Source organism: Amycolatopsis mongoliensis, assembly GCF_030285665.1.
GTDB lineage: Bacteria > Actinomycetota > Actinomycetes > Mycobacteriales > Pseudonocardiaceae > Amycolatopsis > Amycolatopsis mongoliensis.
The window spans coordinates 6246564-6271194 of the sequence record NZ_CP127295.1 but is presented as its reverse complement, the minus strand read 5'-3'; the positions used below and the strand labels follow the sequence as shown (position 1 = coordinate 6271194).

The 24631-nt window shown below is 72.8% G+C and carries 7 protein-coding genes; 2 read left to right on the top strand and 5 right to left on the bottom strand.

Annotated elements, in window-relative coordinates; all coding sequences use genetic code 11:
• The first annotated feature begins 2 nt into the window (after positions 1–2).
• Complete coding sequence (gene pulA, locus QRX60_RS30155) at positions 3–2543, top strand: pullulanase-type alpha-1,6-glucosidase (RefSeq protein WP_285994805.1); 2541 nt, start codon at positions 3–5, stop codon at positions 2541–2543.
• A gap of 140 nt (positions 2544–2683) precedes the next feature.
• Here the strand turns inward: pulA and QRX60_RS30150 are convergent, their stop codons facing one another.
• From QRX60_RS30150 to QRX60_RS30140, 3 genes are all read right to left on the bottom strand, one after another.
• Positions 2684–4633 carry a hypothetical protein gene (locus QRX60_RS30150; RefSeq protein ID WP_285994804.1) on the bottom strand — a complete coding sequence of 650 codons (1950 nt, stop codon included), beginning with the start codon at positions 4631–4633 and terminating at the stop codon, positions 2684–2686.
• Between the two features lie 186 nt (positions 4634–4819).
• Positions 4820–5809, bottom strand: coding sequence for a hypothetical protein (locus tag QRX60_RS30145; RefSeq protein ID WP_285994803.1), 990 nt, complete (start codon positions 5807–5809; stop codon positions 4820–4822).
• Positions 5810–5868: 59 nt separating this feature from the next.
• Entirely contained in the window at positions 5869–9501 is a 3633-nt protein-coding gene (locus QRX60_RS30140) for an nSTAND1 domain-containing NTPase (protein WP_285994802.1), read from the bottom strand.
• A 158-nt stretch (positions 9502–9659) separates the two neighbouring features.
• On the opposite strand from QRX60_RS30140, the gene QRX60_RS30135 reads away from it, so the two are divergent.
• Positions 9660–10643, top strand: a complete 984-nt coding sequence (locus tag QRX60_RS30135) for an ArsR/SmtB family transcription factor (protein WP_285994801.1) — start codon at positions 9660–9662, stop codon at positions 10641–10643.
• A 475-nt stretch (positions 10644–11118) separates the two neighbouring features.
• Here the strand turns inward: QRX60_RS30135 and QRX60_RS30130 are convergent, their stop codons facing one another.
• Both QRX60_RS30130 and QRX60_RS30125 read right to left on the bottom strand, forming a co-directional pair.
• Positions 11119–15594: a ricin-type beta-trefoil lectin domain protein gene (locus QRX60_RS30130; RefSeq protein ID WP_285994800.1), complete on the bottom strand. Its 4476-nt coding sequence runs from the start codon at positions 15592–15594 to the stop codon at positions 11119–11121.
• A 34-nt stretch (positions 15595–15628) separates the two neighbouring features.
• Positions 15629–24577, bottom strand: coding sequence for an RHS repeat-associated core domain-containing protein (locus QRX60_RS30125; RefSeq protein WP_285994799.1), 8949 nt, complete (start codon positions 24575–24577; stop codon positions 15629–15631).
• Between the last annotated feature and the right edge of the window lie 54 nt (positions 24578–24631).

The following is a 24631-nucleotide window of genomic DNA, read 5'->3' as shown; positions in this document are numbered from 1 at the left end:
GCATGCAGGAGACCCCCCTGAGCCCGGCGACGGCGTTCGCGCAGTGGCTCGACCGGAGCACGGTCGTGTGGAACACGCCGGATTCCGGGCGATGCGCCCTCGAGTACACCCCCGATCCGGCCGCCGCGCGGGAGGTGCTCCCGCTCGGGCCGGTGCGCGGCGGGCTGCCGCGCCGGCTGCGGCTCCGATACCCGCATCTCGCGACCTTCCGGGCGTTCGAGGTGCCGGCGGACGATCTCGGCCGGCTCGGCGACGCTCTGCGGTCACCGCTGGTCGCCACCCGGCGGGACGACTCGGGCCGGCTGCTCGACACGACCGGGGTCCAGCTGCCCGGCGTGCTGGACGACCTGTTCGCCGCGGCCACCGCCGAACGGCTGGGCCCCACCTGGCACGAGGGCACACCCCGGCTGGCGGTCTGGGCGCCGACCGCCAGGTCGGTCACGCTGAAGCTCTACGCGAGTTCGTCGGGCACTGACGTGCGCTTGGTGCGGATGCGGCGCGACGACCGGACCGGGGTCTGGTCGGTGACCGGCAGGCCGGACTGGCGGGGGTGCTACTACACCTACCTGGTGACGGTCTACGCGCCGAGCATCCGTGCCGTGGTGACGAACGAGGTCACCGATCCCTACAGCCTTTCGCTTTCCGCGGACTCGGTGCGCAGCCAGCTCGTGGACCTGGCCGATCCGGCGCTGATGCCGCCCGGCTGGGCGACCCTGGGCAAGCCACCGGTCGTGCGGCCGGACCAGGCGTCGATCTACGAGCTGCACGTCCGCGACTTCTCCGCGTGTGACGCGACGGTCCCACCGCCCCTGCGCGGCACGTACTCCGCGTTCACCGTGCCCGACTCCGCGGGGATGCGGGCCCTGCGCGAACTCGCCGCCGACGGCCTCACCCACGTCCAGCTGATGCCGGTCTCCGACTTCGCCGCCACCCGCGAACGACGGACCGGTTCGCCGGTACCGCCGGTCGAGCTGACCACACTGCCGCCCGACTCCGAACGGCAGCAGGAATGGATCAGCGCCACCCAGGGCCGAGACGAGTACGACTGGGGCTACGACCCACTGCACTACACCGCGCCCGAGGGCTCCTACGCCACCGACCCCGACGGGCACGCCCGGATCAAGCAGCTCCGCGCGGCCGTCGCCGCACTGAACGAAGCCGGCCTTCGCGTCGTCATGGACGTCGTCTACAACCACACCCACGCCAGCGGGCAGGAGCCCGGCTCCGTCCTCGACCGAGTCGTGCCCGGCTACTACCAGCGCCTGCGGGAGGACGGCGCCGTCTGCACGGCGACAGGCTGCCTCGACACCGCGCCCGAGCACCAGATGATGGCCAAGCTCGTCACCGACTCCGTGCTCACCTGGGCCGAGCAGTACAAGATCGACGGCTTCCGGTTCGACCTCATGGGCTTCCACCCCAAGGCGGACATGCTGGCCCTGCGTGCCGAGCTGGACAAGCTGTCCTCGGTCGACGGCGCGGCCGTCCTGCTGTACGGAGAGGGGTGGGAGTTCGGCGAGGTCGCCGGCGATGCCCGGTTCGTGCAGGCCACTCAGCACAACATGGCCGGCACCGGGATCGGCACGTTCAACGATCGTCTCCGGGACGCGGTCCGGGGCGGCGGCCCCCTGGACGCCGACCCGCGCGCCCAAGGGTTCGGCTCAGGCCTGTTCACCGCGCCCAACGGAGCGGCGGTCAACGGCAGCCGAGCCGAGCAACGCGCCCGGCTCCTGCGGTACCAGGAGCTGATCAGCATCGGCCTGACCGGGAACCTGGTGAGCGACACGGCGGCCGACGCCGGATACAACGCCGAGCCCGGCGAGGCGATCACCTACGTCGACTGCCACGACAACCAGACCCTGTTCGACGCGCTGGCCCACCGGCTTCCCCAGGACACGACCCTCGCCGACCGGGTGCGCATGCAGGTCCTGTCCCTGGCCGTCGTGCTCCTCGGCCAGGGCGCTGCCTTCGTCCTCGCGGGCAGCGACCGGCTGCGGTCCAAGTCCCTGGACCGCAACTCCTACAACTCCGGCGGCTGGTTCAACCGTCTACTGTGGAACTGCGAGGACGGCAACGGTTTCGGCGCCGGCCTGCCGCCGGCAGCCGACAACCGTGCCTACTGGGACTACGCCCGGCCACTGCTGTCCGACCCGGCGCTGCGGCCGGACCGCACGGCGATCACCGCCGCGCACGAGCGCTTCCGGGAGTTCCTCCGCATCCGGCGGTCCTCGCCCGCCTTCGCCATCGGCACCGCCGCCGAGATCCGGCGCCGGATCACCTTCCCGGCCAGGGACATACCCGGCGTCATCACGATGCGGATCGACACGACCGAGCTCGACCCACGCTGGCGCGCGGTGATCGTCGTCTTCAACGCCACCCCCGCCTCCTCGTCACCGGCCATCGACGCACCCCCCGGTGCCCGGATCACCCTGCACCCGGTCATCGCCGGCTCGGTCGACCCCGTGATGCACCAGTCGGCCTTCGACTCCGTCACGAGAAGAGTGACCGTCCCCGCTCGAACCGCGGCGGTCTTCGTCCAGCTCTGACCGCGCGATGGACAGGCAAGCGCACGTTCGGAGAGCCCGACGAAAACAACGCGGCCGGGGACCGGCTTCGGCGTGACCGTGACCGGCCGGTACCCGAAGCAGCCGTAAGCCTGACCGGCGAACGACTCACCCGAAGTGGCTCACTCGCGAAGGATGGGCCGGACGGCGAAGGGCCGGTAGCCAACGAGGTCCGGCAGGTCGTGGTGGTCGAAGCGGCCGGCTCGCACGTGCCAGCGCACCAGGCGGGTCCGGCCGCCCCGCTCCTGCTGGAACACCACTGTCGACGGCGTCTCCCAGAACGGGGCGGCGGGGACCGCGGTGCTCAGGTCGCAGCCTTCGGGCAACGGGTGCTCCTGCGGTGCGTCCGTGCCGACGTCGAGCAACCAAGCCGAATGCGCCGGATAGTCGAACGCGAAAAGCACCTCACCACCGGGTGCGAGTTCGTACTGCCGATCGAGCGGGATCGCGATCCGGTCACCGGCCGGGGTGTGCAGGAACCCTCCCCCGGCGCCGCGTTCCAGGGCCGCACCGGAGAGCGGATCGATCTGCCGGACGTCGGGGCCCAGTGGCTCGGGCTCGGAGCCGGGCCGCCAGCGGTACGTGCGGCTGCCGGCGTGGGTACCTTCCGAGTAGTACAGCGCGCCGTCGAGAACCGCGATCGCCCGCCGGGTCAGCCCGTCCGACTCCGGCAGGCTCGCCACCTCGCCGGTCGTGACGTCCAGCAGGTGCGGCCGGTCCCACGACCGGCGCCCGACGTGGTGCTCGACACCGGCGAGGAACCGCCCGTCGGCACTGCGGACCGGACGGATCCCGAGATCGGCGGGCAACGGCTCGGCGGTGCCGTCCAGGCGCACCAGCGTGCCCGGGCCGCCCGAGGTGGTGACCGCGATGCCGGCGACGGTCTCGCAGGCGTGATAGCGGTACCGGTGGGGGACGTGGCCGAGCACGACCGGGCCGTCCGGGTGCCACACCACGACGTCGCCGTTGCCACCGACGACCCCGGCTCGCGGCGGCGCTCCCGCGAACGTCACCGGATTCGCCGCGCGGGGCGGCCGGACCACCGCGGCGGGCACCACGACCGGCTCCGGTACACGCCGCGGCAGCACTGCGATCCCACCCTCGACCTGCTGGACCAGCCCGGTAGCGGTGGCGTGGGCGAGCAAGGCGGGCAGGTCGCCCGGCGCGACCAGCAGCCGTTCGGCGAGGTCGCCGGACAGTGCAGGGCCGCCCCACGCGGCGACGCTGGCGAGGTCCGCGGCCGCCCACGTGAAGCGCGTCCGGTCGGCGGCCTGGCCGACCCGCGCGGCGAGCAGGTCGGGCAGGTCGAGACGCTCGGCCGCGCGCGGCTGAGGCTCGGCCAGCCGGTAGCCGTCCCCTTCGGACACGAGCACCCCGGCCGCGACCAGCAGCGCCACCGCGTCCCGCTGCGACTCGGGCCGCTCGACGCCCAGCTGCGCGCAGATCGCGGCGTCCGGCGGGTCACCCTGCAGGGATTCGTCGAGCCAGCCATCGGGGCGAGGTGGCCCGTACCCGGCGGCGCGCCACGCGACATCCATCACCGCGTAACCGAGCACCTCGTGCCATCCGGAGCCCGGCGCGGACATGGCCGGGCGGGTCCGCCGCACCCACCGGGGCAACCCCGGATCGGCGGACGGCCAGAACTGCATGAGCCAGACATCGCCCTCTTCGCCGTCGACGGCCGCACGGCGGGCCACCCGAGCCCGGAACAACCCCCGCCGGCCGAGCTCCAGACCCGCGTCGTCCTCCCCGCCGGTGAGGTAACCCAAGGCGATCCGGCCGCTGCGGCTGTGGAACGGCGTCTCGACGACGTCCTCCCACTCGTCGAGCACAAAGGACGGTGGCGCATCGTGCGCCTCGAGCCGCACCGCCTGGAACGGGTCGCCTGCGTGACCGTGCACCCAGCCGTCCCCGGCCGTCGCCACCGTCCCGGACAGCGCGTCGGTCGCGAACTCCGCGAGCAGCTCGTTCCCCAGCGGCTCCAGCCCTTCGGGGTCGTAGCGGTCGCGGACCACCAGCGTCCCGTACTCGGGCAGGTACTCGTCGTCTTCGTACGCCTCCAGCAACGCCACACCACGACCGTAACGGGAGGGACCGACAGGATCCGCCGGTTCAAGTCACGACGTGGAGAGGAGCCTGCCGATCCGTGCTGTTCACGCTCCGCCCGAGCGCGGCCGGCCGGCGGATCGATTCGGCGGTCGCGGTGGAACTCCAGGGGGTACCACGGTGACGAGTGGTCCGGGTCGTCTGCGGCCGGCTCAGAAGCCGTCGGCCAGGTAGTGGGCGTAGCTCACCGGCGGTGCGACGTCGACCGTCTTGTCCGCACAACCGTCGGCGCGGCTCAGCTGCCACTGCGTCAGGTAGAACACCACCTGCCCGGTGTCCCGGATCGCACGGGCGATGCCGTCCGCGGCCGCCGCGTCGTCGTAGTAGGCCTCGCCGATGATCCAGCCCTGGTGGTAGCCCTGGCCCGCCAGTTCGTCGTGGGCGTCGACGAACTGCTTGTACTCGTCGCCGTTCCAGTCGTCGCCGTACAGGTGCACGTCGAAGACGTTCGGGACGTCGCCGCCGTAGACGTCCGGGATCTGCCGCGCCCGGTCGGCGATCCAGACGGTCATCGAGAACCCGACGGTGTCGGCCTTGCCGTGTGCGGCGGTGTAGTCCTGCCACAGCCGCTTCGCGTAGTCGCGCAGCGTTGCCTGCCCGCTCATCGGCATGCCTTCGTTGAGCAGGTCCAGCTGGTAGGGCAGGCCGGCCGCGCGCACCACCGAGCGGACGTCCTCGACGATCGAGCGGTTCTCCTGGTACTGGGTCTCGTTCCACTGGGTCCAGCCGTGCGGGTCCGCCGCGCCGATCGGGAAGAAGCCGAGCTCGATCTCCTGGTAGCCGGTCGCCTTCACCGCGGCCAGCAGGTCGGCCAGGTTCTTGCGGTTCTTCGCCGACAGGTGACCGCCCGTCGAGTTCATCACCGTGCCCGAGTCGGGGCCGTGCTGGTGGAACAACGGGATCCGCAGGCGGCGCTGCCCCGCCGCGTACATCTGGCGCAGCTGCGCACCGATCGTCGCGGGTGCCTTGTCGTAGCTGTTGACGACGCCGTAGGGCTCGCGGTCGCACCCGCCCGGATCGTGGTCGATCTGGTAAAAGGCGTAGTTCGAGCCGCCGTGCCCGTCGAGGGCCTGCGCGGGGGCCGCCGTCAGCACCGAGCACAGCAGCAGCACAGCGGACAGCACCAGTCCGGAACGCGTCATGGCGCCAGCCTGGCGGCCGCCGCCGGTGACCACCAGGGTTTCGACGGTGCTCGAAACCCTCACTTCGGGCACAGCGGCCGGAACGGCAGGTCGGGCACGTAGTGCCCCCACTGCTCGGCCGTCAGCGGCGGCCCGGACAAGGCGCAGATCCGGGCGGCGACGTCGTCGGCTCCGATGGTCCACAGCCGGAGGGTGTGGTCGTCGCCGGTCGTGGCGATCTGCCGGGTGTCCGGGCTGAACGCCACCGAGCTCACCGGCCCGGAATGCCCGGTCAGCACGGCCAGCGCTTGCGGCCGGGTCCGGTCGGAGACGTCCCAGACGCGGGCCGTCGCGTCGTCCGAAGACGTCGCGAGCAGCCGCCCGTCCGGGCTGAACGTCACCAGGGAGATCGCGTCTGCCGGCCCGGTCAGCTCGGCCACCTGCACCGGCCGCGCCGGGTTCCGGACGTCCAGCAGGTGCACGGTGTGGTCCTCCGACGCGGTGGCGAGCGTCGTGCCGTCCGGGCTGAAGTCCACCGACGCCACGGCGTTGCTGTGGTCGGTCAGCCGGACCAGGAACCGCGGGCGGCGCGGATCCGACACGTCCCAGATCCGGCCCGAGTAGTCGTCGCTTCCGGTGGCCAGCAGGCGGCCGTCCGGGCTGAACGCCAGCCCGTTGACGGCGTTGGTGTGCCCGGTCAGGTCCGGCAGCCGCACCGGGTGCGCCGGATCGGCGACGTCCCACAGCACGACGTCGTGGTCCAGCCCGGTCAGCGCGAGCAGCCGGCCGTCGGGCCGGAACCGTGCCGTGTAGACGGTCGCGGCGTCGCCGAGCGACGCGACCGCCCGCGGCCGCGCGGGATCCGAGACGTCCCACAGCCGCGTGACCCGGTCCTCCCCGGCGACCACCAGCAGCGGCTCCTTCGGCGCGTAGGCCAGCGCCCACACCTTGCCCGGACCGTCCGCGATCGTCCCGAGCTCGCGGTGGTCGGCCAGCGCACGCAGGTGCACCTCGCCGTCCTCGGCGCCGAAGGCCAGCTGCGGGCGGTGCGGGTCGTAGACGGCCGTCACCGTGCCACCGCGGTTGGCGAAGGTCGGCGGCGGCAGGTGCCACAACCAGAGGCCGCCGAGGTCGTCGCCGGTCACGAGGGTGGCGCCGTCCGGGGCGAACGCCGCGATCCGCGCGGGAGCGGGCTGGGACAGCGAGGTCAGCGTCGTGGCGTCCGCGGTGTTCCACAGCCGGACCGTCTGGTCGTCGCTCGCGGTCGCGACGGTCCGCTGGTCCGGGCTGAAGGCGAGCCCCCGGACGGCGTTGGTGTGGCCGGTGAGCTGCCGCAGCATCGCCGGGTGACGTGGGTCGGTGACGGTGAACAGGTCGACCGTGCGGTCGTCGCTGCCCACGGCGGCCATGGTGCCGTCCGGGCTGAACGCCACGCTGCGGATCGTCGCCGTGTGCGTGTCGAACGCCGCGGCCGGGGCCGGCGACCCCGTGACGTCCCACAGGCGGGCGGTGAAGTCGTCGCCGCCGATCAGCAGCTCCGCCGAGGTCGGCGAGAACGCCACGGCCCGGACGGCCTTCCCCGTGGGCGGCAACGTGCCGGCGCGCACCGGCCGGGCGGGCTCGCGGATGTCCCACACGTCGACGCCGCCGTCCTCCCGGCCGGCCGCGAGGAGGGTGCCCGTGCGGTTCACGGCCAGCGCCGACGGCTGCCCCTGGCCCGGCACGGCGCCGAGGAGCGCGGGCCGGTCCGCGTCGGCGGTCGACCAGAGCCGGGTGGCGTCGGCCTCGTCGGCGGTCGCGAGCAAGCCGCGGCCGGGCGCCACGGCGAGTGCGGTCACGGTTTCCGCTCCGGCCCGCACCACCGCGTGCGGGACCGGGTCTCCCGAGCCGGACAGCTCGAAGAACCGGGTGGTGCCGTCGAGCCCGGCGGTGACGAAGCCGGTTCCACCGGTGAACGCGATGCCGGTGATGCTGCCCGGGTGGGCCTTGATGCGGGTGACGGAGGTCGAACCCGACGCGCCGAGCAGGCTCCCGCGGGCCTGCGGGGTGTCGGCGACGCGGTAGGCGGCGAGGCTCAGCTGGGTGGCCAGTTCCGGGTCGGTCAGCCGCAGTTGATTGGCCTCCGACGCGAGTTCGCGCGATACGGCGAGGTCCCGCTCGGTGTCCGCGGCCCGGCTCTTGCTCACGGCGACCGTCGCGGCGACGGCCACCAGCACGCTGAGCACCGCCAGGCCGGTGACCAGTGAGCGCAGCCGGCGGGTCTGCCGCCGTTCGCGCCGCGCCTCGGCTTCGGCCGCCTCCCGGCTCGTGGTCAGGAAGGCGCGCTCGGCCGTGCTGAGCCGGTCGTCGTGGTCGGCGGCCCAGTCCGCGGCCAGGGCCAGGCGCGGACCGCGGTAGAGCAGGCTGGGGTGCTGCTGCTCGGCCTCCCAGGCTTCGGTGGCTTCGCTGAGCCGGTGGTGCACCCGCAGTCCCTCGCGGTCCGCGGCGATCCACTCGCGCAGGCGGGGCCAGGCGTGCAGCAAAGCCTCGTGGGTGATGCTGACGACGTCCGCGTCCACGGTCAGCAGCCGCGCGGCCGTGAGCTCCTGCAACGCCGTCTTGGCCTGATCGGGCAGCTGGCGCAGCAGCAGCTCGCGGCGCACCGGCCGGCGGGTGTCCTGTTCGTGCACGCCCGGCCGCACCAGGCGGAGCAGCAGTCGCCGCGCCGCGTCCTGTTCCGCGGGATCCAGCGAGCCGAACGCCTCCTCGGCCGTCGAGGTGACCGCACCGGCGATGCCGCCGGCCCGCCGGTACCCGGCCACGGTCAGCGTCGAACCTTCGCGCTCCTGCCAGGTCGCGAGCATCGCGTGCGACAGCAGCGGCAGGGCGCCCGCCGCGCTGTCGCCGACGTCGGCCAGCAGGACCTCGACGAGCCCGGGCTCGAGGGTCAGACCAGCGGCGTCCGCCGGGCCGACGATCGCCGCCTCCAGCTGCGCGTGGGTCATCGGGCCGACGGTGACCTGGTGGTGCCGCAGGGCCTCCACCAGCTGCGGGTAGGCCAGGCAGCGGTCGTAGAAGTCGGCGCGCAGGCTGAGGACGACCAGCCCCTCGCCGCTCGCCGCCAAGCCGGCGAGCGACTCGACGAACAACCGTCGTCCGGATTCGTCCTCGCACAGGGTGAACAGCTCCTCGAACTGGTCGACGACCAGCACGCGGGGGCCGTCCCCCGGCGAAGAACGGCGCCACTCGGCCATCGGGTTCGCCGTCGGCGTCATCGTCACGACCGGCCGCCCGGCCACCCCGGGCAGGCCGCCCGCGGCCAGGACCGGCTGGAGCCCGGCGCGGACCAGCGACGACTTCCCGACCCCCGACGGCCCGACGACCACGACGGGCCGCCGGCCGGCCAGCGCCTCCGCCGCCGCGTCGAGCAGGTCGGCCGTCGTCTCCTCGCGGCCGAAGAACCACCCGGCGTCGGCCGCGCCGTAGGGCTCGAGCCCCCGGTACGGGCAGACCGGCCGGTGCTCGGCGGCGATCAGCTCGACCAGCCGGCCCCCGGCCCCGAGCGCCTCGTCGAGCCTTGCCGCCAGCTCCACCGACGCACGCTTGGCGCCGGTCTCGAGCTTGCTGAGGTAGCCCTTGCTGTAGTGCGTCCGCTCGGACAGGCCGGCGAGCGAGGTACCCCGCTCGGTCCTGAGCCGACGGAGCTCGGCTCCGAACGACGGAGCTGCGTCCATGCCTTTTCCCTGGTCGGACGAGGTTTCCCGACGTCGCCGGCGAAGAGGCAACAGCCGAGCTCTTCTCCGCCGGTCCCGTAGCCGTCCATGATCGAACGCGCCGCCGCCCAGGCTATCGGACCGGCCATCCCACCCTCCCCGGAAAGGTGCACCCTGCCATGCCGCTTCGCATCCGCTTCTCGACGGCGGACCTGACCCGGCTCACCTTCGCCACCCGGCCCGACCCGCTGTGGGAGCTCCTGCTCAGCCTGCACGCCCTGCAGGCCCACGCCACGGACACACGCCTGGACCGCTGGCGCGCCGGCGTGACGCTCGACAGCGCGACACGGTCGCTGCTGCGCCTGGCACCTCCGCGCGGCTACTCCCCCGACTTCCTCACCCCGGGCGAAGCGTCGACAGGCCTCGCCGCCGGCCTCGACGCGGTGCTCCGCACGCCGGCGCGGCGGATCGCGGCGGAGCTGGCGCTGCTCACCCACCGTCCGGCACCCCCGCGGTGGGGCGCCCGGCTGGCGTGCGGTGACCGGCGCGAGCTGGCAGACCTCGGGCGCGGCCTGGCCGAGTACCACCGGCGCACGCTGAACCCGCACTGGGCCCGGATCGAGAAGGTCGTCGACGACGAGCTCAGCGCCCGCACCCGGGTCCTCGCCGCCCAGGGCGCCGACACGATGCTGAACTCGCTGCACCCCGCGCTCACCTGGCGCGACCGGGTCCTCGAAGTCGACGGCGACCACGTCACCGGTGAGCTGGAGCTGGGCGGCCGGGGACTGCGGCTCGTGCCGGCGTACTTCTGCCGCCAGGCCCCGACGCTCCTGGCCGATCCGGGCCTCCCGCCCGTTCTCGTCTACCCGGCCGAAGCCCGGCCGCCGGAAACCGCCACGCCTTCCGGGGCGCCGGGCGACCCGGCCGCGCTGGCGAACCTGCTGGGCGCCACCCGGGCCACGGCCCTGCGCGTGCTCGCCGAGGGCTGCACGACGACCGAGCTGGGGCACCGGGCCGGCATCACCACCTCGGCGGCGAGCTACCACGCCTCGATCCTCCGGTCATCCGGGCTGGTCACCACCGAGCGGAACGGAACGGCCGTCATCCACCAGCTGACGGTGCTCGGTGCCGATCTCCTCGGCGGTCGCGAGGCCCGGGTGTGACGGGCGCGCCGGCGGACCGGGCGTGGGGCTCCTCCCCCCAGTACTGAAGCCCCACGCCCCGGCTGCCCCGATCACTGGCACCCGGTCGGCCCCGGACCCTCCCTGGTCACCTCCCGAGACTGCGGGAGGAGGCCACCCCGCCACAAGCCTTTCGATCCTGGTCCAACCACCCGCGACGGCGGAGTGCCGCCGGTGCGGCACCGCAGCACGTTCTCGAAGTCGTCGCTGCAGGTCGCCGCCGGCGCGCTCGCCGGGGATGTGGCGGGCGAGGGCACCCGGCTGTGGTCCCGGCCGGCGGAGACGGCAGGCGGTGCACCACCGCGTCCTCCGCCGTCCCCGGGAGCCCTCTTCGGCACCCGTCGCCTGCCTCGCAGGGTGTTCTCGGCTCCGCTGAGCGGCCGCGGGTGGGTGCCGGCGCGGGTTCGACGGCGATGGGGGCCTTCCCGGTGGGAGGGCCCCCATCGCCGCTGCGGCCCTACGCCCCCGCGAGGTTGGCGCGGAGCGGGGTGGACCACTTCTGCTGCGGCCCGCCGTTGGCGGTCCAGATCTGCAGGGCGTTGCCGTTGGCGGTGCTGCCGAACTGGTCGTCGAGGACGGTGCCGGTGCCCACGTTGACCAGGTACCCGTCCGGCTGGACGTCCCACTGCTGGGTCGACGAGCCCGAGCACGGGTTCTTGATCACCCCGCTGCCCGGACCGGTGGCGCCCGTGTCCAGGCACTTGCCCTGCGCCTGGAACGTGCCGTCCCCGTTGGTGTTGAAGAACTGCGGGGCCGTCCGGTCGCAGTCCCACAGGTGCACCGTCGCGTTGTCCGCCACGTCGCTGTCGACGCACTTGCCGCCGATCCCGACGAGCTGGCCGCGCACCTGCGTCTGGGCGGCCAGGTGCCACTGCTGCATCGCGCTGCCGGAGCAGGTGTCGACCACCACGCCGGCGTGGAGGTCACCGGAGAGCGCGGCGAGGCAGAGGCCGGACACCGGGTTCACGATCGCGCCGCCCGGCTGGGCCACCCACTGCTGGGTCGAAGCGCCGGAGCACGGCAGCTGCGGGACACCGATACCCGGCGCGTCGGCGCCGGTCTGCGGGTTGCCGCCGCTGTCGAGGCACTTCCCGTCGACGCGCAGGGTGCCGTCGCCGACGGAAACCCACTGCTGGGCCGGCGAACGGTTGCAGTCGTACAGGAAGACCGAGTTCTGCGTCGGGTCGTTGTCCGGCACGTCGAGGCACCGCCCGCCCGGGCCGGTCACCTCCCCCACCAGGCCGTGCTGGGCCGGCAGCTGCCAACCCTGCGTCGACCCGCTGCCGGCGGTGCAGTCCTTCAGCGAGAGGCTCGCCCGCGGGGACGGGCCCGACGCGGTCAAGCACAGTCCCGACGCCGCGCCGATGAGCGAGCCGTCGTCCCGGGCGACCCACTGCTGGGCGAGCGAGCCGTCGCAGGCTCGCAGCCCGACGGGGGTGCCGCCGGTGGTGCCGCCGCTCGCGTCGACGCACCGGCCGGCGACCGCGAGCGTGCCGTCCCCGGCGCGGGTGAACGTCTGGGCCGGGCTGCCGTTGCAGGTGTAGGTCCAGAGCGTCAGCGCGGTGATGTCGTAGTTCTGCAGGTCGAGGCAGCTGCCACCGCCGCTGGTGACCGCACCGGAGGCCACCGGCTCGTTCCGCTTGATGCGGATGTCGCGGAACTTCACCGGATCCCCGGCGCCGCTGTTGCTGACGCCGATGTAGGTGTTGGCGGCCAGCGCCGACGGCGAAGCCGTGGTGAACCCGTTGATCCGGGTGCCGTTGAGCGACACCAGGACGGTGTTCCACGAGACGGTGATCTCGAAGGTGTTCCACTGCCCCAGCGGTTTCACCGCGCCGGTGCCGCCCGGCGCCTGGCCGTTGACGGCTCCGGTGCCCTGCGCCCCGGTGCCGTTCGGGGCGATCCGGACGGCGATGCTGCCCGGCGCTGCCGAGTCGCTTCCCGGGTTCGCGAAGCCCACCAAGACGTTCGACAGGGCGCTCGCGGTGTCGGTCTTCCAGTCCAGCTTCAGCGTGTAGTCGTTTTCCAGGCTGTGCTGCGAATACCAGGTGACGTCGCTGTTTCCGGTACCGGTCTGCAGCACGCAGCCCTGTGCGGTCGCCTTCGTCCCGGTGGACTGCCATCCGTCCAGGCCGGACTCGGCACGGCCGTCGAACGCCGCGGTGTAGCCCGCCCCACCGCTCGGCACCGCGCAGTCGGTCGTGTTCGCCGCGACCTGCGAGCCGCCGGTGAAGTAGCCCCACGCATCGAGCGCGACCGCGGCCGGGCCGTGCTCGGCGCGCACGTCGACCTTGCCGCTCGCGCCGAGGCCCGGCAGGAGCGTGGTCGCGGCCGGCTCGCCCTGCTTGGCCGCGAACGAAGTCACCGGGCTGAACGCCGATTCCTCCGGGTAAGCCGAAAGCTCGGTGTCGACGTTGTCGTCCCGCGCCGTGGCGGTCAGTACCGCGCCGGTCGCGTCGGCCGGGATGCCCGCCTGCCCGGCCACCACGAAACCGGCCGACTCGCCATCGCCCAGCGGCGTGCTCCGGCCACCGGTTCCGGTGGCGGTGTCCGCGACCCGGACCGGCTGCGGCAGCGGCACGTAGCGCGCGCCCGCACCCGACGCGAACGCCCCGAGGACGTCCACGACCACCTGGGTCTGCCCGGCGTTCTGGTCCTTCAGGTGGATCGCGCCGTCCTGGCCGACCGGCACGATCGCCGAGGCGCTGCGGCGCTTGGCCGTGTGCGCGGTGATCAGCGTGGTCCCCGAGGCGGTCTGCCCGTAGGCGTCGATCGCCTGCTGCTGGGTCGACTGCAGCGTGGTGACGTTCACCGCCACCGCCGTCGCGTTCGAGGGGACGCCGTTCACGCCACGCACGGGAAGCGCGTAGACGTCGCCGCCCTTCAGTGCCCCGGTCTTCGGCGAGCCGCCCAGGCCGCGGGTGTCGAGGACCCGGGCCGGCGACGCGAGCGGGACGTACGTCGAGCCGCCGGACGGGCTGAAGTACCCGCGCAGGTCCAGCGCGGTCCACACCCAGCCGCCACCGGTGCGGATCCGCACCCCGTGGTCCGGCCCGAGCGTGACGATCATGTTCACGGAGGTGAAGTTGCCGTCGCCGCCGACGGAGACCGGCACGGCCGTGGCCCGGCTGCCGGAGGACGCCGGGTCGGTCGGGAAGACGTCGACCTCGCTCGGCACGTCGACGCCGTTGTTCTGGTCCGGCGCGCTGCGCGCGGTGACGGTGACCTCGACCGCGGTAGCGTCCGCCGGCACGCCGGCGTCGGTGAAGGTCGTCGACGTCGTGGTGTTCGGTGCCTGGAAGTGCCCGTCGACGCGCACTGTCGGGTCGAGCGGGGTGTAGCCCGAGCCCACGGTCGCGGGCGGGGTGCTGGGCAAGCCGAGGTAAAGGCCACCGTGGCCCCACACGTTGTCGGACTTGGCCGGATTGGCCCGCGCGAACAGCTCGTTCTGCAGCCGCACCGCGTCCAGCGCCGGGAACTGCGACTTCAGCAGCGCCGCGGCGCCGGCGACGTGGGCCGCGGCGGCCGAGGTGCCGCCGAAGGCGCCGTTGCCCCACTGCGACGTCGAGACGTTGTCGTAGCCGGTGAGGTCCGGCTTCATCCGGCCGTCGATGGTCGGGCCCTGGCCGCTGAACGGCTCCACGGAGCCCGAATTCGCCGCGGAAGCGCCCACCGCCGTCGCGTACGGCGAGGTCGCCGGCTCGGTCACGCTCCCGGCGGCGCTGTGGAAGTTCAGGCTGTTGGACGTCCCGTTGACGAACAGGTCCAGCCGGTCGGTCTGCTGCGCGTTGACGTTCTTGATGTAGACGTAGTACGACTGCGCGGCGGTCGAGCTCGGGTTGCTCACGGTCGCCTCGACCGTCGGTTCGGCACCGCCGCCGACGTTCGCCTGGCCGTTGCTCGCGAACACCACTCCGGGATCGGTGGCGGACTTCGGCGGGGTGGGGCTGGTGGACACGTAGAGGTCGAACTCCTGGGTCGTCTTCGGCCAGGCGTCCCAGCGCAGGCCGACGGTCGCGGTGCCGCCGGCGTTGAGCGTGAAGCCGTTGGCTTCGTTGCTCTGCCCGGCGTAGGTGACGAACCCGTCGGCTGCGGTGGTCGCGGTGCCGGTGTAGTGCTCCAGCGCGAGGTTCCCGGCGGCGACCGACCACAGGATGCCCGCCTGGCCCAGCGAGCGCACGACGTCGGCCGGGCTGCCCGCGACGCCGGTGCCGTCACCCCGGCCGGAGGTGAGGAAGCCGAGCGCGGCGGTGATGACCTGCACGCCCTGCTGCTGCAGCCAGGTCGCCGCCGGGCCGAACTCCATCGACGTGCCCGCGCAGGCGAGGTAGAGCGTCGCGTTCGGCGCCATCGCGTGCACGATCTCGGCGATCGAGGTGCCGTGCGTGGTGCTCTGCCCGCCGTCGGCGCAGGTGCCGAGGTTGGTCGCCACCTGGCCCGGCAGCGCGCCCACGGCCTGGGAATCGGCGAGCCCGCCGTAGCCGGGGTCGATGATGCCGATCTTGACGCCGTCGCCCTGCTTGCCGTTGGCCGCCTTCCACGCGTTCGCCCCGGAGGCGGCGAGGCCCTCGGAATCGATGGTCCCCATGGGGATCGCGCGGTCGGGGTGCCGGACGTCGGTGACCCCCGGCTGCTGCGCCAGCGCGGCGACCTTGTCCGCGGGCAGGGTGATCTCGGCACGATCCGCCCGCGACGCGACGACCTTGCCGCCCGCTTTCGTGGCTGCGCTCGTCAAGGCGGCCTGCTGACCGTCCACGTAGAGCACCACGTCACCGGACTCGGTCTTCGGGATGACCTGGTGCGGCGCCGGGCTGGTGAGGCCGGGCGCCACCGGCGCCGGCGGCGGTGCCGCGGCCTGGGCCGGGACGGTCAAGCCCGCCGTCCCCATCGCGATCGCGGCGGCGGCCACCGCCGCGCGTCTGAGCATTTTCATGCGCTTTCCATTCCACTCGGTGCGCTCATGTCCACTATGGACAGAAGAGATCGCGGTACTCGGTTGCCTGCGAGGTGTTCTCGATGAGATCCGATCGGCAGCCGCCGCGGTCCGTCCGCTCGAGGATGTCGATCGCGATCGGCTTGCCCTTGGGGTTGCCGGGTCCGTAGATGGGGACGACCACGTAGTAGAGGTTGTCCGACTTGAGGTCCGTGGCCACCAGGCTCTCGAAGTCACGCATCACCGGGGTGTTCGCCCGCGCGTACATGGTCACGACGTTGTCCGGGTTCTGGGTTCCGCCGAACTGGTTGCCCAGCAGGTGACCGCGGTGGTAGATCCAGCCGTTGGGACCCCGGTTGTCGGCCGGCCAACCGGGCGGTGTCCACCCTCCCCAGCTCTTGCGCGTCGCGGCCTTCGTCTTGGCCGTGCAGAGGTGGGCGAAGGCGCCGGTGGCCCGGGACGCCGCGTCGAGGGGCCCGTTCTTCTCGATCTGGTCGCAGTCCTCGTCGTCCTTGTTGGCGTTCATGCTGATCCCGATCTGCGCCTGGAACGCCGCCATCTCCTCCATCGTCGCCTGCAGCAGCGCCGGGTCGATGGTCACGGTGGTGGCGCCCTGGGTCATGCCGGGGCCCGGGTTGGTGACCTTCGTCTGCGGAGTGCTCGCGTCGGTGGTGCTCGGCCGGGTCAAGGTCGCCGTGGCACCCGCGAGGAGCCGCGGCAGGTGCCGGAGGATGTTCTCCAGCCACAGCGGCGGAGGAGGCGGCGGCACGGGCGGAGCCGGCGGCCCCGGCGGGCCGGTCGGCGGCAGGTCACCGCCACCGCCGTCCCCGCCACCACCCGGCTTGGGCTGGTAGCAGCCGCGGATGACCACCCGGCACCCACCGGGAGTCTCGTCGCCACGGGGATTGCGCAACGCCCGGCCGATGCCGCCGCTCACGAACCCGGTGGTGACCCCGCCGGGCACGATGACCACGCCGCCCAGGCCTTCGATGATCTCGGCGGCGGCTACGCAGCCGACGAAGTCGATCGCGCCCGCCCCGGCCAGTGCTTCGCCGCCCAGGGGATCCGCCGCGGTGCCGATCCCACCGGCGACCGCCGCCACTCCCCTGCCCTCGATGCCGCACTCCTCCACGACCTCCGGGCCGACGAAGTGGCCGCTGGGGTCGTTGTCCGTGACCGGGTTCGCGTTGCCGTAGGCGTACTTGTTGCTCGCCCACGACGGGCTCGGCGGAACGTCGACACTGTCGCGGCTGGCGAACCGCCCCGTCGCCGGGGTGTACCAGCGCGCGGCCATGTCGACCTGCCCGGTGTCCGGGTCGGTGTAGCTGCCCTGGAACCCGAGCGACGACGCCTCGCCGTTGGACGAAGTGACTGTGCCGAACGGGTCGTAGGTCTTCTGGCTGTCGGCGATCCCGCCCAGGTACCGGCCGACGACGTCGCCGTGCTGGTTCTGGAACAGCGTCCGTCCCGGCAGGGAACTGCCGGATGCCTTGTCGGACAACGGAGCTCCGCCCGGCAGGCGCTCGATCACGCGGCCGTCGGCCGAAACCTGGTTGTTCGTCAGGCCGTCGTAGCCGATGTCACTGCCGTTGCGCGTCGACGCCCGGTCGAGGCTGTCGTAGCCGTACTGCGCCTGCCCGTGCGTGACCTGCCGGTCGAACGCGTCGAACCCCGACTGGGTGCTCCGGCCGTTCTGGGTGAACGACGCCTGCGTGCCACGGGCCGTGTAGGTGTACGTCGCGCCGCCGCCGGAGGTCAGCTGGTTGCGCTCGTCGTAGCTGAACGTCTGACCGCCCGCGCTCGTGCGGTTGCCCGCGTCGTCCCAGCCGTAGGTCGTCGTGACGTTGTTCGGATCCGTCCACGAGCTCAGCCGTCCGGCGCCGTCGTACCCGTAGCCGTTGGTCGCCGACGTGCCCGTTCCCAGGTCCGTCTTGGTCGTGACGTTGTCGTCGAGGTCGTAGCCGTAGGTCACGCCGAGTTTCGTCACCGGCGGCACGCCGGCTTCGGGGACCTGCGTGAGCTGGTCCGACGCGACCCGGTCGAGGCTGTCGTACCCGATCGTGCGAGCGGTGGTCTTGCTGGTCTGGTTGTCGGTGACCGACGCGAGCCGCCCGGCGGGGTCGTAGCCGTAGCTCATCGTCCGGTTGGTGACCGGGTCGACGGTGCTCGCGAGCCGTCCGGCCGGGTCGTAGCCGAAGGTGGCGGCGCCGGCGGCGTCCGTCCGTCCGGTGAGCCGGTTGTCGCCGTCGTAGGCGTAGGTGCCCGCGGTGACCGGGCCGGTGGAGCTGAGCATGTTGCCGCGGTCGTCGTAGTGGTACGTCGTGGTACCCGCCGGACCGGTCTGGGAGGCGATGTTGCCGTCCAGGTCGTACCCGAGCTTGCGGTCCGAAGTGGACGCTTCGGCCCCGGCGCCGGTCTCGAGTGCGAGCCTCCCTTGCGCGTCGAACGTCCTGGTGCGGACGATCCCGCCGGGCTCGGTCTGCCGGACGGCCTGCCCCGCCGCGTCGTAGCTCGTCGTCCAGGTGCGGTCGGCGGCGTTCGGGTAGGCGGCGGTGGCCGGCTCGATCGTCGACTCGTGCAGGCCCCACGGGGTGCTGGTGTAGTCGGTGGCGTGCCCGTTGCCGTCGACCGCGTGCGAGCGGTTGCCCAGCGCGTCGTAGCCGGTCGACGTCGTGATCGAGTGCGCCGAGTCGACCTTCTCCACCTGGCTGACCGGCCGGTCGAGCGCGTCGTAGCCGACCGTGGTCAGCCTGCCCTCCGGGCTCAGCGTCGAGATGGCGTTGCCGTTGGCGTCGTAGCCGATCGTGGTCGTGCGCACCGTCTTCCCGGCCGAGGCCTGGCTGACCGTGGTCGCGCGGCCGAGCAGGTCGAACCCGGTCGACGTGGTGAGCCCGCTCGGCGCGGTGACCGACGTCCGCCGTCCGGCGTTGTCGTAGCCGTAGCCGGTGACCCGGCCGGTCGGATCGGTCACCAGCGACGGGGAACCGGCCGCGTCGTAGGACGTGATCGTCTTCTCCCCCATCGGCGTGGTGACCGAGGTGGCGTTGCCGGCGTCGTCGTAGGCGGTGGTCGTCGTGTAGTACGCGGTCGTGCCGGACGAGCGGTCGACCCGGGTCGCGGTGATCGGCCGGCCCAGCTGGTCGTAGGTGAACTGCTGCCGCGCCCCGGACGGCTTGGTGACGCTGGTCTGCTCGCCCATCCGGTCGTAGCCGAAGCTGGTGACGCTCGGCGTGTCCCCGACCTGTGGGGTGGTGATCGTGCTGACCCGGTTGTACGGGTCGTACGTCTGGACCGTCTTGCGCCCCAGCGGGTCCGTCTGGCTGGTCACGTTGCCCGCCAAGTCGTAGGCCGTCGTGGTGGTCGCGGTGATCGGCGACGACGAATCCGGCGGCGAGTAGGCGGGCAGCGTCCCCGAGACCGCGCGCCCCATCACGTCCCGGCCGGTGAGGGTGACCCCGCCCGCCGCGTCCTTCGCCTGTGTGACTTCGCCGAAGGCGTTGCGCCCCAGCGTTTCCTTGCCCTGGACGCTCGCGGTCCGCTGTCCCGCCTGCCACACGTCGGCGGCCGGGTGCGTGGTGGTGACCAGCGCGCCGGTGCCGTCGTAGGTGTAGGTGGTCGCGAGGCCGCGCCGGTCGGTGACCGTCGTCGGCAGGCCGCGCTCGTCGCGGAGGTAGCCGACCGTGTAGGCCGCGGTGGCGCTCAGCTGGTCGGTTTCCTGGCCGACCCGGCCGGCCGGGTCGTAGCTGTAGGACGTCGTTTCGACCCGGTCCGGGTCGGCGGTGCCGCCGGTCCGGACGGTCAGCGGGTTGCCGTCGAGGTCACGGGTGTAGGTGGTGGTGCGCTTGAGGGTCGCCGGGTCGAAGGTGGTCGTGACCGGCAGCCCGGCGTTGTCGTAGGTGGTCGCCGTGGTGACGCCGCCCGCGGTGACCTCCGTGCCGACGTGCCCGGCGGCGTCGTAGGTGAGCTGGTCGGTGACGATGTCCCGGGTGGTGCCGTCCGGACCCCGGTAGTTCTTGGCGACCGTGCTCGCCCGCAGCCCGTCGCTCCAGTAGGTGTAGGCGGTGGTGCGGCCCATCGCGTCGGTGTCGAACTGGAGCCGTCCCGCCGGGGTGTACGAGCGGGTTTCGACGCCCATCGACGTCTGGTCCGGGTCCTGCGCGTCGACGCCGGTGCCGCTGACCGCGGTGTTGCGCAGCCGGCCCAGCTCGTCGTTCGTGCGGGTCCAGACGAATCCGCGGACGTCGGTGGTGTACGTCGACAGCGCGTCGGCGGAGTAGCTGTACTTCTCCACCCCGGAGTCCGGGTGGGTGGTCTGCAGTGGACGGTCGTGCGCGTCGTAGGTGCTGGTCGTGACGCGAGGCTGGTCGCCGCCCTGACTCTGCGGCAGCGTGTCCGACTCGGTGACGCCGGTGATGTTGCCGTCGCCGTCGTAGCTGTAGCTGGTCACCTTGGCGTGGACCGCACCGGTGATCGGGTTCGTCACCTGCGGGCCGGTCGCCGTGGCCACCTGGGAGCGCGGTGTGTAGGTGTAGCTGGTGACGCCGAAGGCGACACCGCCGCCGTTGAGCGTCGTCGTGGTGAGCACGCGGCCGAGCGCGTCGTAGGTGTGCTGCGTGCGCAGGCCTGCCGGGTCGTCGGTCTCGGCCAGGTCGCCGTTGCGGTAGTACTGGTAGGTGGTCACCTGGCCGCGTGCGCCGGTGCTCTTGATCGGCAGCCCGGCGGGCACCTTGCCGCCGTCGACGGAGGCCGGTGAACCGTCGGAGTACACGATCGACGTGGCCGGGCGCTGGGTCTGCCCGTTCGGGACCGGCGAGGTGGTCCCGGTGGGCCGTCCGGCGCTGTCGTAGGAGTACGTCGTCCGGTACGTCGTGTCGGACGGCCCGGACGAGCGCGCGTCCGAAGACGTGGCGAGCTTGTTCCCGCGCGGGTCGAGCGGGTTCGACGGCGTGAGGTAGGTGGAGTAGCTGGTGTTGCAGGAACCCGCGGCCCGGCAGGACTTCCGGCTCAGCACGTTCCCGCGGTCGTCGGTGGTCTGCTCGAACCGGTCGCCGTCCTCGTCCACGGTCGCCGACAGGAAGCCCGAGGTGTTGTACTCGTAGCTGCGGGTGGCGCCGTTGTGGGTGCTCTTCATGATCCGGCCGGCCGCCGCGGCGTCGAAGGTGTACGTCCAGTCGCCGTAGCCCGCCGGGCCGTGCACCACCGCTGTGCGGACCGGGTTGATCCACCGGAGGTAACCCAGCGAGTTGTCCTGCGTCTCGTCGACGGTCGTCGGGTCCATCGTCCACTTGAGACCCCGGTGGTCGACGAGGGTGGCCACCCGGTCGGTGAGGTCGTCGTAGGTGAGCGTGGCGTAGCCGCGGTTGTCCTGCGGCAGCTTGACCGAGGTCAGCTCACTCGCGGCCTTGGCCGCGGCGAAGTGGTCGGCCACCGCGAGCGCGCCGAGGGTGCGCCGGTAGATCGCGGCCTCGTCGATGCTCCCGCCGTTGAGGTAGAAGTCACCGTCGTTCGTCGCGGGGTACCCCTTGGCGTACCCGGCGCCGAGCACGGCCGAGTGCATCTGCTTCTGGTCGATCAGCCCGTCGACCGAGCCGACGGCGACACCGTCGAGGTACAGCGTCTGCGAACCGATGGCCGCCGAGAGCGCCGCGTGGTGCCACGCGCCGTCGTTCACCGTGGCGTGGCTGACGACCTGCGTCGGCCCGCTACCCGGCTGCGTCGGGAACCCGCCGTAGAGCAGGCCGTCGGTGCCGACGTAGAGCACCGGCGTCGCCGTGCCCGCGCCCGCGCCCGGCGCGAAGTCCTTGTCCTGCAGGGCGAAGAGCGTGCCGCTGCCGGTCGTCTTGAACCACATCTCGACGGAGGGCGACATCGTCTCCGTCGTCAGCCCCTGGGGCAGGACGACGTAACCGTTGCCGGCGAAGGTGGCGGCACCGTCCGAGGTCCCGGCCAGCGGTCCGGGCGCCGAGTCGGTGAGCACACCGTGCGCGGTCGCGTTCTCGCCGCCCGGGTGCAGCGCCACCGCGCTGGCCAAGGTGGTCGTCGCGTCCGGCTGCTCGTCGAACCGGTAGTAGGCCTGTGGCTTGTCGTCGGAAACCGAGCTGCGGTAGTGCGATCCCGGGGTGTAGCCGTAGGTCGTGCAGTTCGGCGCGGCGCCGGGGGCGCAGGCACTGGTCAGCTGGTCGCCGTTGTACGTGTAGGTCCAGGTCGGCGCCGGGGCGCCGACCGACGGCGCCGGCTCGGCCACCGAGGTGACGTGGTTGCCGCTCCAGGTCAGGCTCAGCGTGCGGTCGGTGGGGCCGTTCGCGATCGCGTTGGTGATCGTGTCGATCTGGTCGGTGCCGGTGGCGTAGTGCAGGTTCTGCCGCAGCCCGGCCGGGTCGATGATCGCGCTGAGCCGCAACGAGGCGTCGAAGAGCCATTCTCCGCCGGACGCGTCGCGCAGCGTGAAGGAGGCCGATCCGCTGTTCTTGTGGTCCAGTACGGTGCTGTCGCCCATCGGCGAGGTGTAGGAGTCGTCCGGGTTGTGGCCGAACCGCAGCTGGCGGCCGTCGGGATAGGTGAGCACGACGTTGCCGGAGCCGTCGCCGTCGGCGGCCAGCTTCATGTCCAGCCGGGACGCCCAGCCGAGCCCGAACGCGGTGTCGCGGCGCGGGTCGAGGCTGTTGTAGGTGCGGTCGATGCCCAGCGCCGGGCCGACGGCCTTGACCGCGGAGTCGGTGTTCGCGAGCGAGTAGTTGCCGATCTGCGGATCGAGGCCGGGCCCTTCGACCGTGCCGGGACTGCCCGCCAGGTGCGAAGTGATTTCGGGCTGTGCGACGCGCGTGGTGAACCGCAGGCTGCTCGGCGAGTTCGCGACGACGACGCAACCCGCCTGGTTCGGGTCGTAGGCCGGCCCGACCCAGCACGGCGTCTGCTTGGCGGTGTCGTCGACCAGGACACCCCAGTAGTACGTCCGGCCCCAGTAGAGCGAGTCCGCGGCCGGGGACCAGGACGGCCCGCCCCAGCCCGATTCCCGGCAGTCCTGGGTGAACGCCGAGTCGCTGCAGAGCCGGAACTTGTACGTCAGCCCCTTGGCGGGCCAGTTGTCCGGGTCGACGCCTTGCGCGTACAGCGTCGGCGTGAGCGTTTCGACGACCTCACCGACGGCCGGCTGCTGGTAGTTGCTGGTGGGCGCGACGTCGTCGACGTTGAGGTCGAGTACCGCGTTGGGCACGCCGTCCGCGCTCGCGAAGTCGTGCCCCGCGGGGTCCCACATGGACAGGACGACGTGGTACTTGCCGGGCGGCAGCGGGCCGATCGGCACCTGGGACAGCGTGGTCACGCCCCCGGGGCCGACCGCCGGCAGCGCGGTGCCCTGGTAGAGGGTGTTGGTCTCCTGGATCCAGTAGCCGAAGTGGTAGCCGCCGTTCCAGGTGGTCGCGCCGCGGTTGGTGACCTGGACGGTCATCCAGCCCGCGGTGGTGTTCGTCGGCTGCAGCACGTCCGTGACCTGGTAGCTGGCCCCGTCGGGGGCGTAGCGGACGTCGAGGTACGGAACCTGGGTGCCGCCGTTGTCCGCCGATTCGAACAGGATCCCGTTCGCCGCGGCCTCGTTGGCGGCCCGGACGCTCACGCCGTTGCCCATCGCCGCGCCGTGCGACCAGTCGGTCAGCACGTTCGGATCGAGCGGGACGCCGACCCAGGACGGGCTCGTGGTGGAGGCGACCGGCCCGGACTGACCCAGCAGCCTGCCCACCGCCGGGCCGGGCCACGCCGGGCTCCCGCTCCACGGCTGGGTCACTTCGAACGCGCTGAGCTGCAGGCCGCCCGCGTTGGTCGCGTCGACCGCCTTGAGGTCGAGCGTGCCGCCGACGATGAAGTCGTTGCGCAGCTGGTTGAGCGCGCTGCCGAGGTGGAGGTAGCTGCGGTTGAGCGCGCCGGACGCGTGCCCGGCGGCGAGCAGCTGGTTGTTGCGTGCGCCGTTGTCGGAGCGGACGTAGGTGTCGTCGCCGTCCGCGTTGAACTGGCCCATGGAGGGGTCGACCGTCACGGGGAACACGCGGGCCGGGTCGTGCAGCCACACCGGATCGATGTCCAGGCTCAGCTTCCAGCTGCCGGGACCGACCTGCTTCAGTCCGTAGTGGACGGCCGAGGAGCGGACGGCCGGGGTGGCGGAGTCCCACATCTGCCCGGCGGGCAGCACGCCGAAGATCTGGTCCCCGGCGACGAGCTCGACGTCCCCGGCAGCGGTGAGCCGCGGCTGCAGCCCGGCGAGGGCGAGCGTGTAGGTGTACGACGCGGATGCGTCGCGACCGGCCAGTACGAGCTGTTCGGTCAGCCCGGCCGGGGTGGCGGCGAGGCGGACGTCGACGCCGGGCAGGGTCCCCGCGTAGGTCACCTGGGCGCCCTCGGCCTTGCCCGCCACCGGGGCGGCGCCGTCGAGGCCGTAGGCGAGGACGTGGGTCGCGTCGAAGGCGAGCCGGGCGAGGGCCGGGTCGTTCGCCGTGGTCGCGAAGCCGACGTCGGCACCGGGCGTCTTCGGGCGGATCCTGCCCTGCTGGGGCGAGAGTGTCACGTCGATCGGCTGCCAGCTGCCGTCGGGCCGGTGGGCGAAGCGCTGATCGGGGAAGACGCGCAGCGTGCGGCTGCCGTCCGGGTTCTGGAAGGTCTGGGTGGTGGCGCTGCGGTCCTGCGGGCGCTCGGTGGCCTTCGGGTCGATCGCCGGTCCGGTGAACTGCTGGCGCACGACGGGTTTCTCGTGCTGCGGCCCGGTGGGGCGCACCTGCACGGGCAGCACGGCAGTGGCGTCCGGGACCGCGCCCGGCGGCCGAGGCTGGTCGCGTTTGCCCGCCGCGAGCTTCGCGTGGGAATCCCCGCCCGCCACGACGTCCGAGGCGGATCCGGACTGCTGGACCGGCCCGGCCGCCGACGCGCCGGCCGGCAGTCCCGCGCGCGGTGGTGCCGGCACCGGCGTCACCACGACGGCGACCAGGGCCAGGACCATGAAGAGCCTGAGGACACTCGAGTGCGCAGGACGAAGTCTTCGGTACTTCACCGG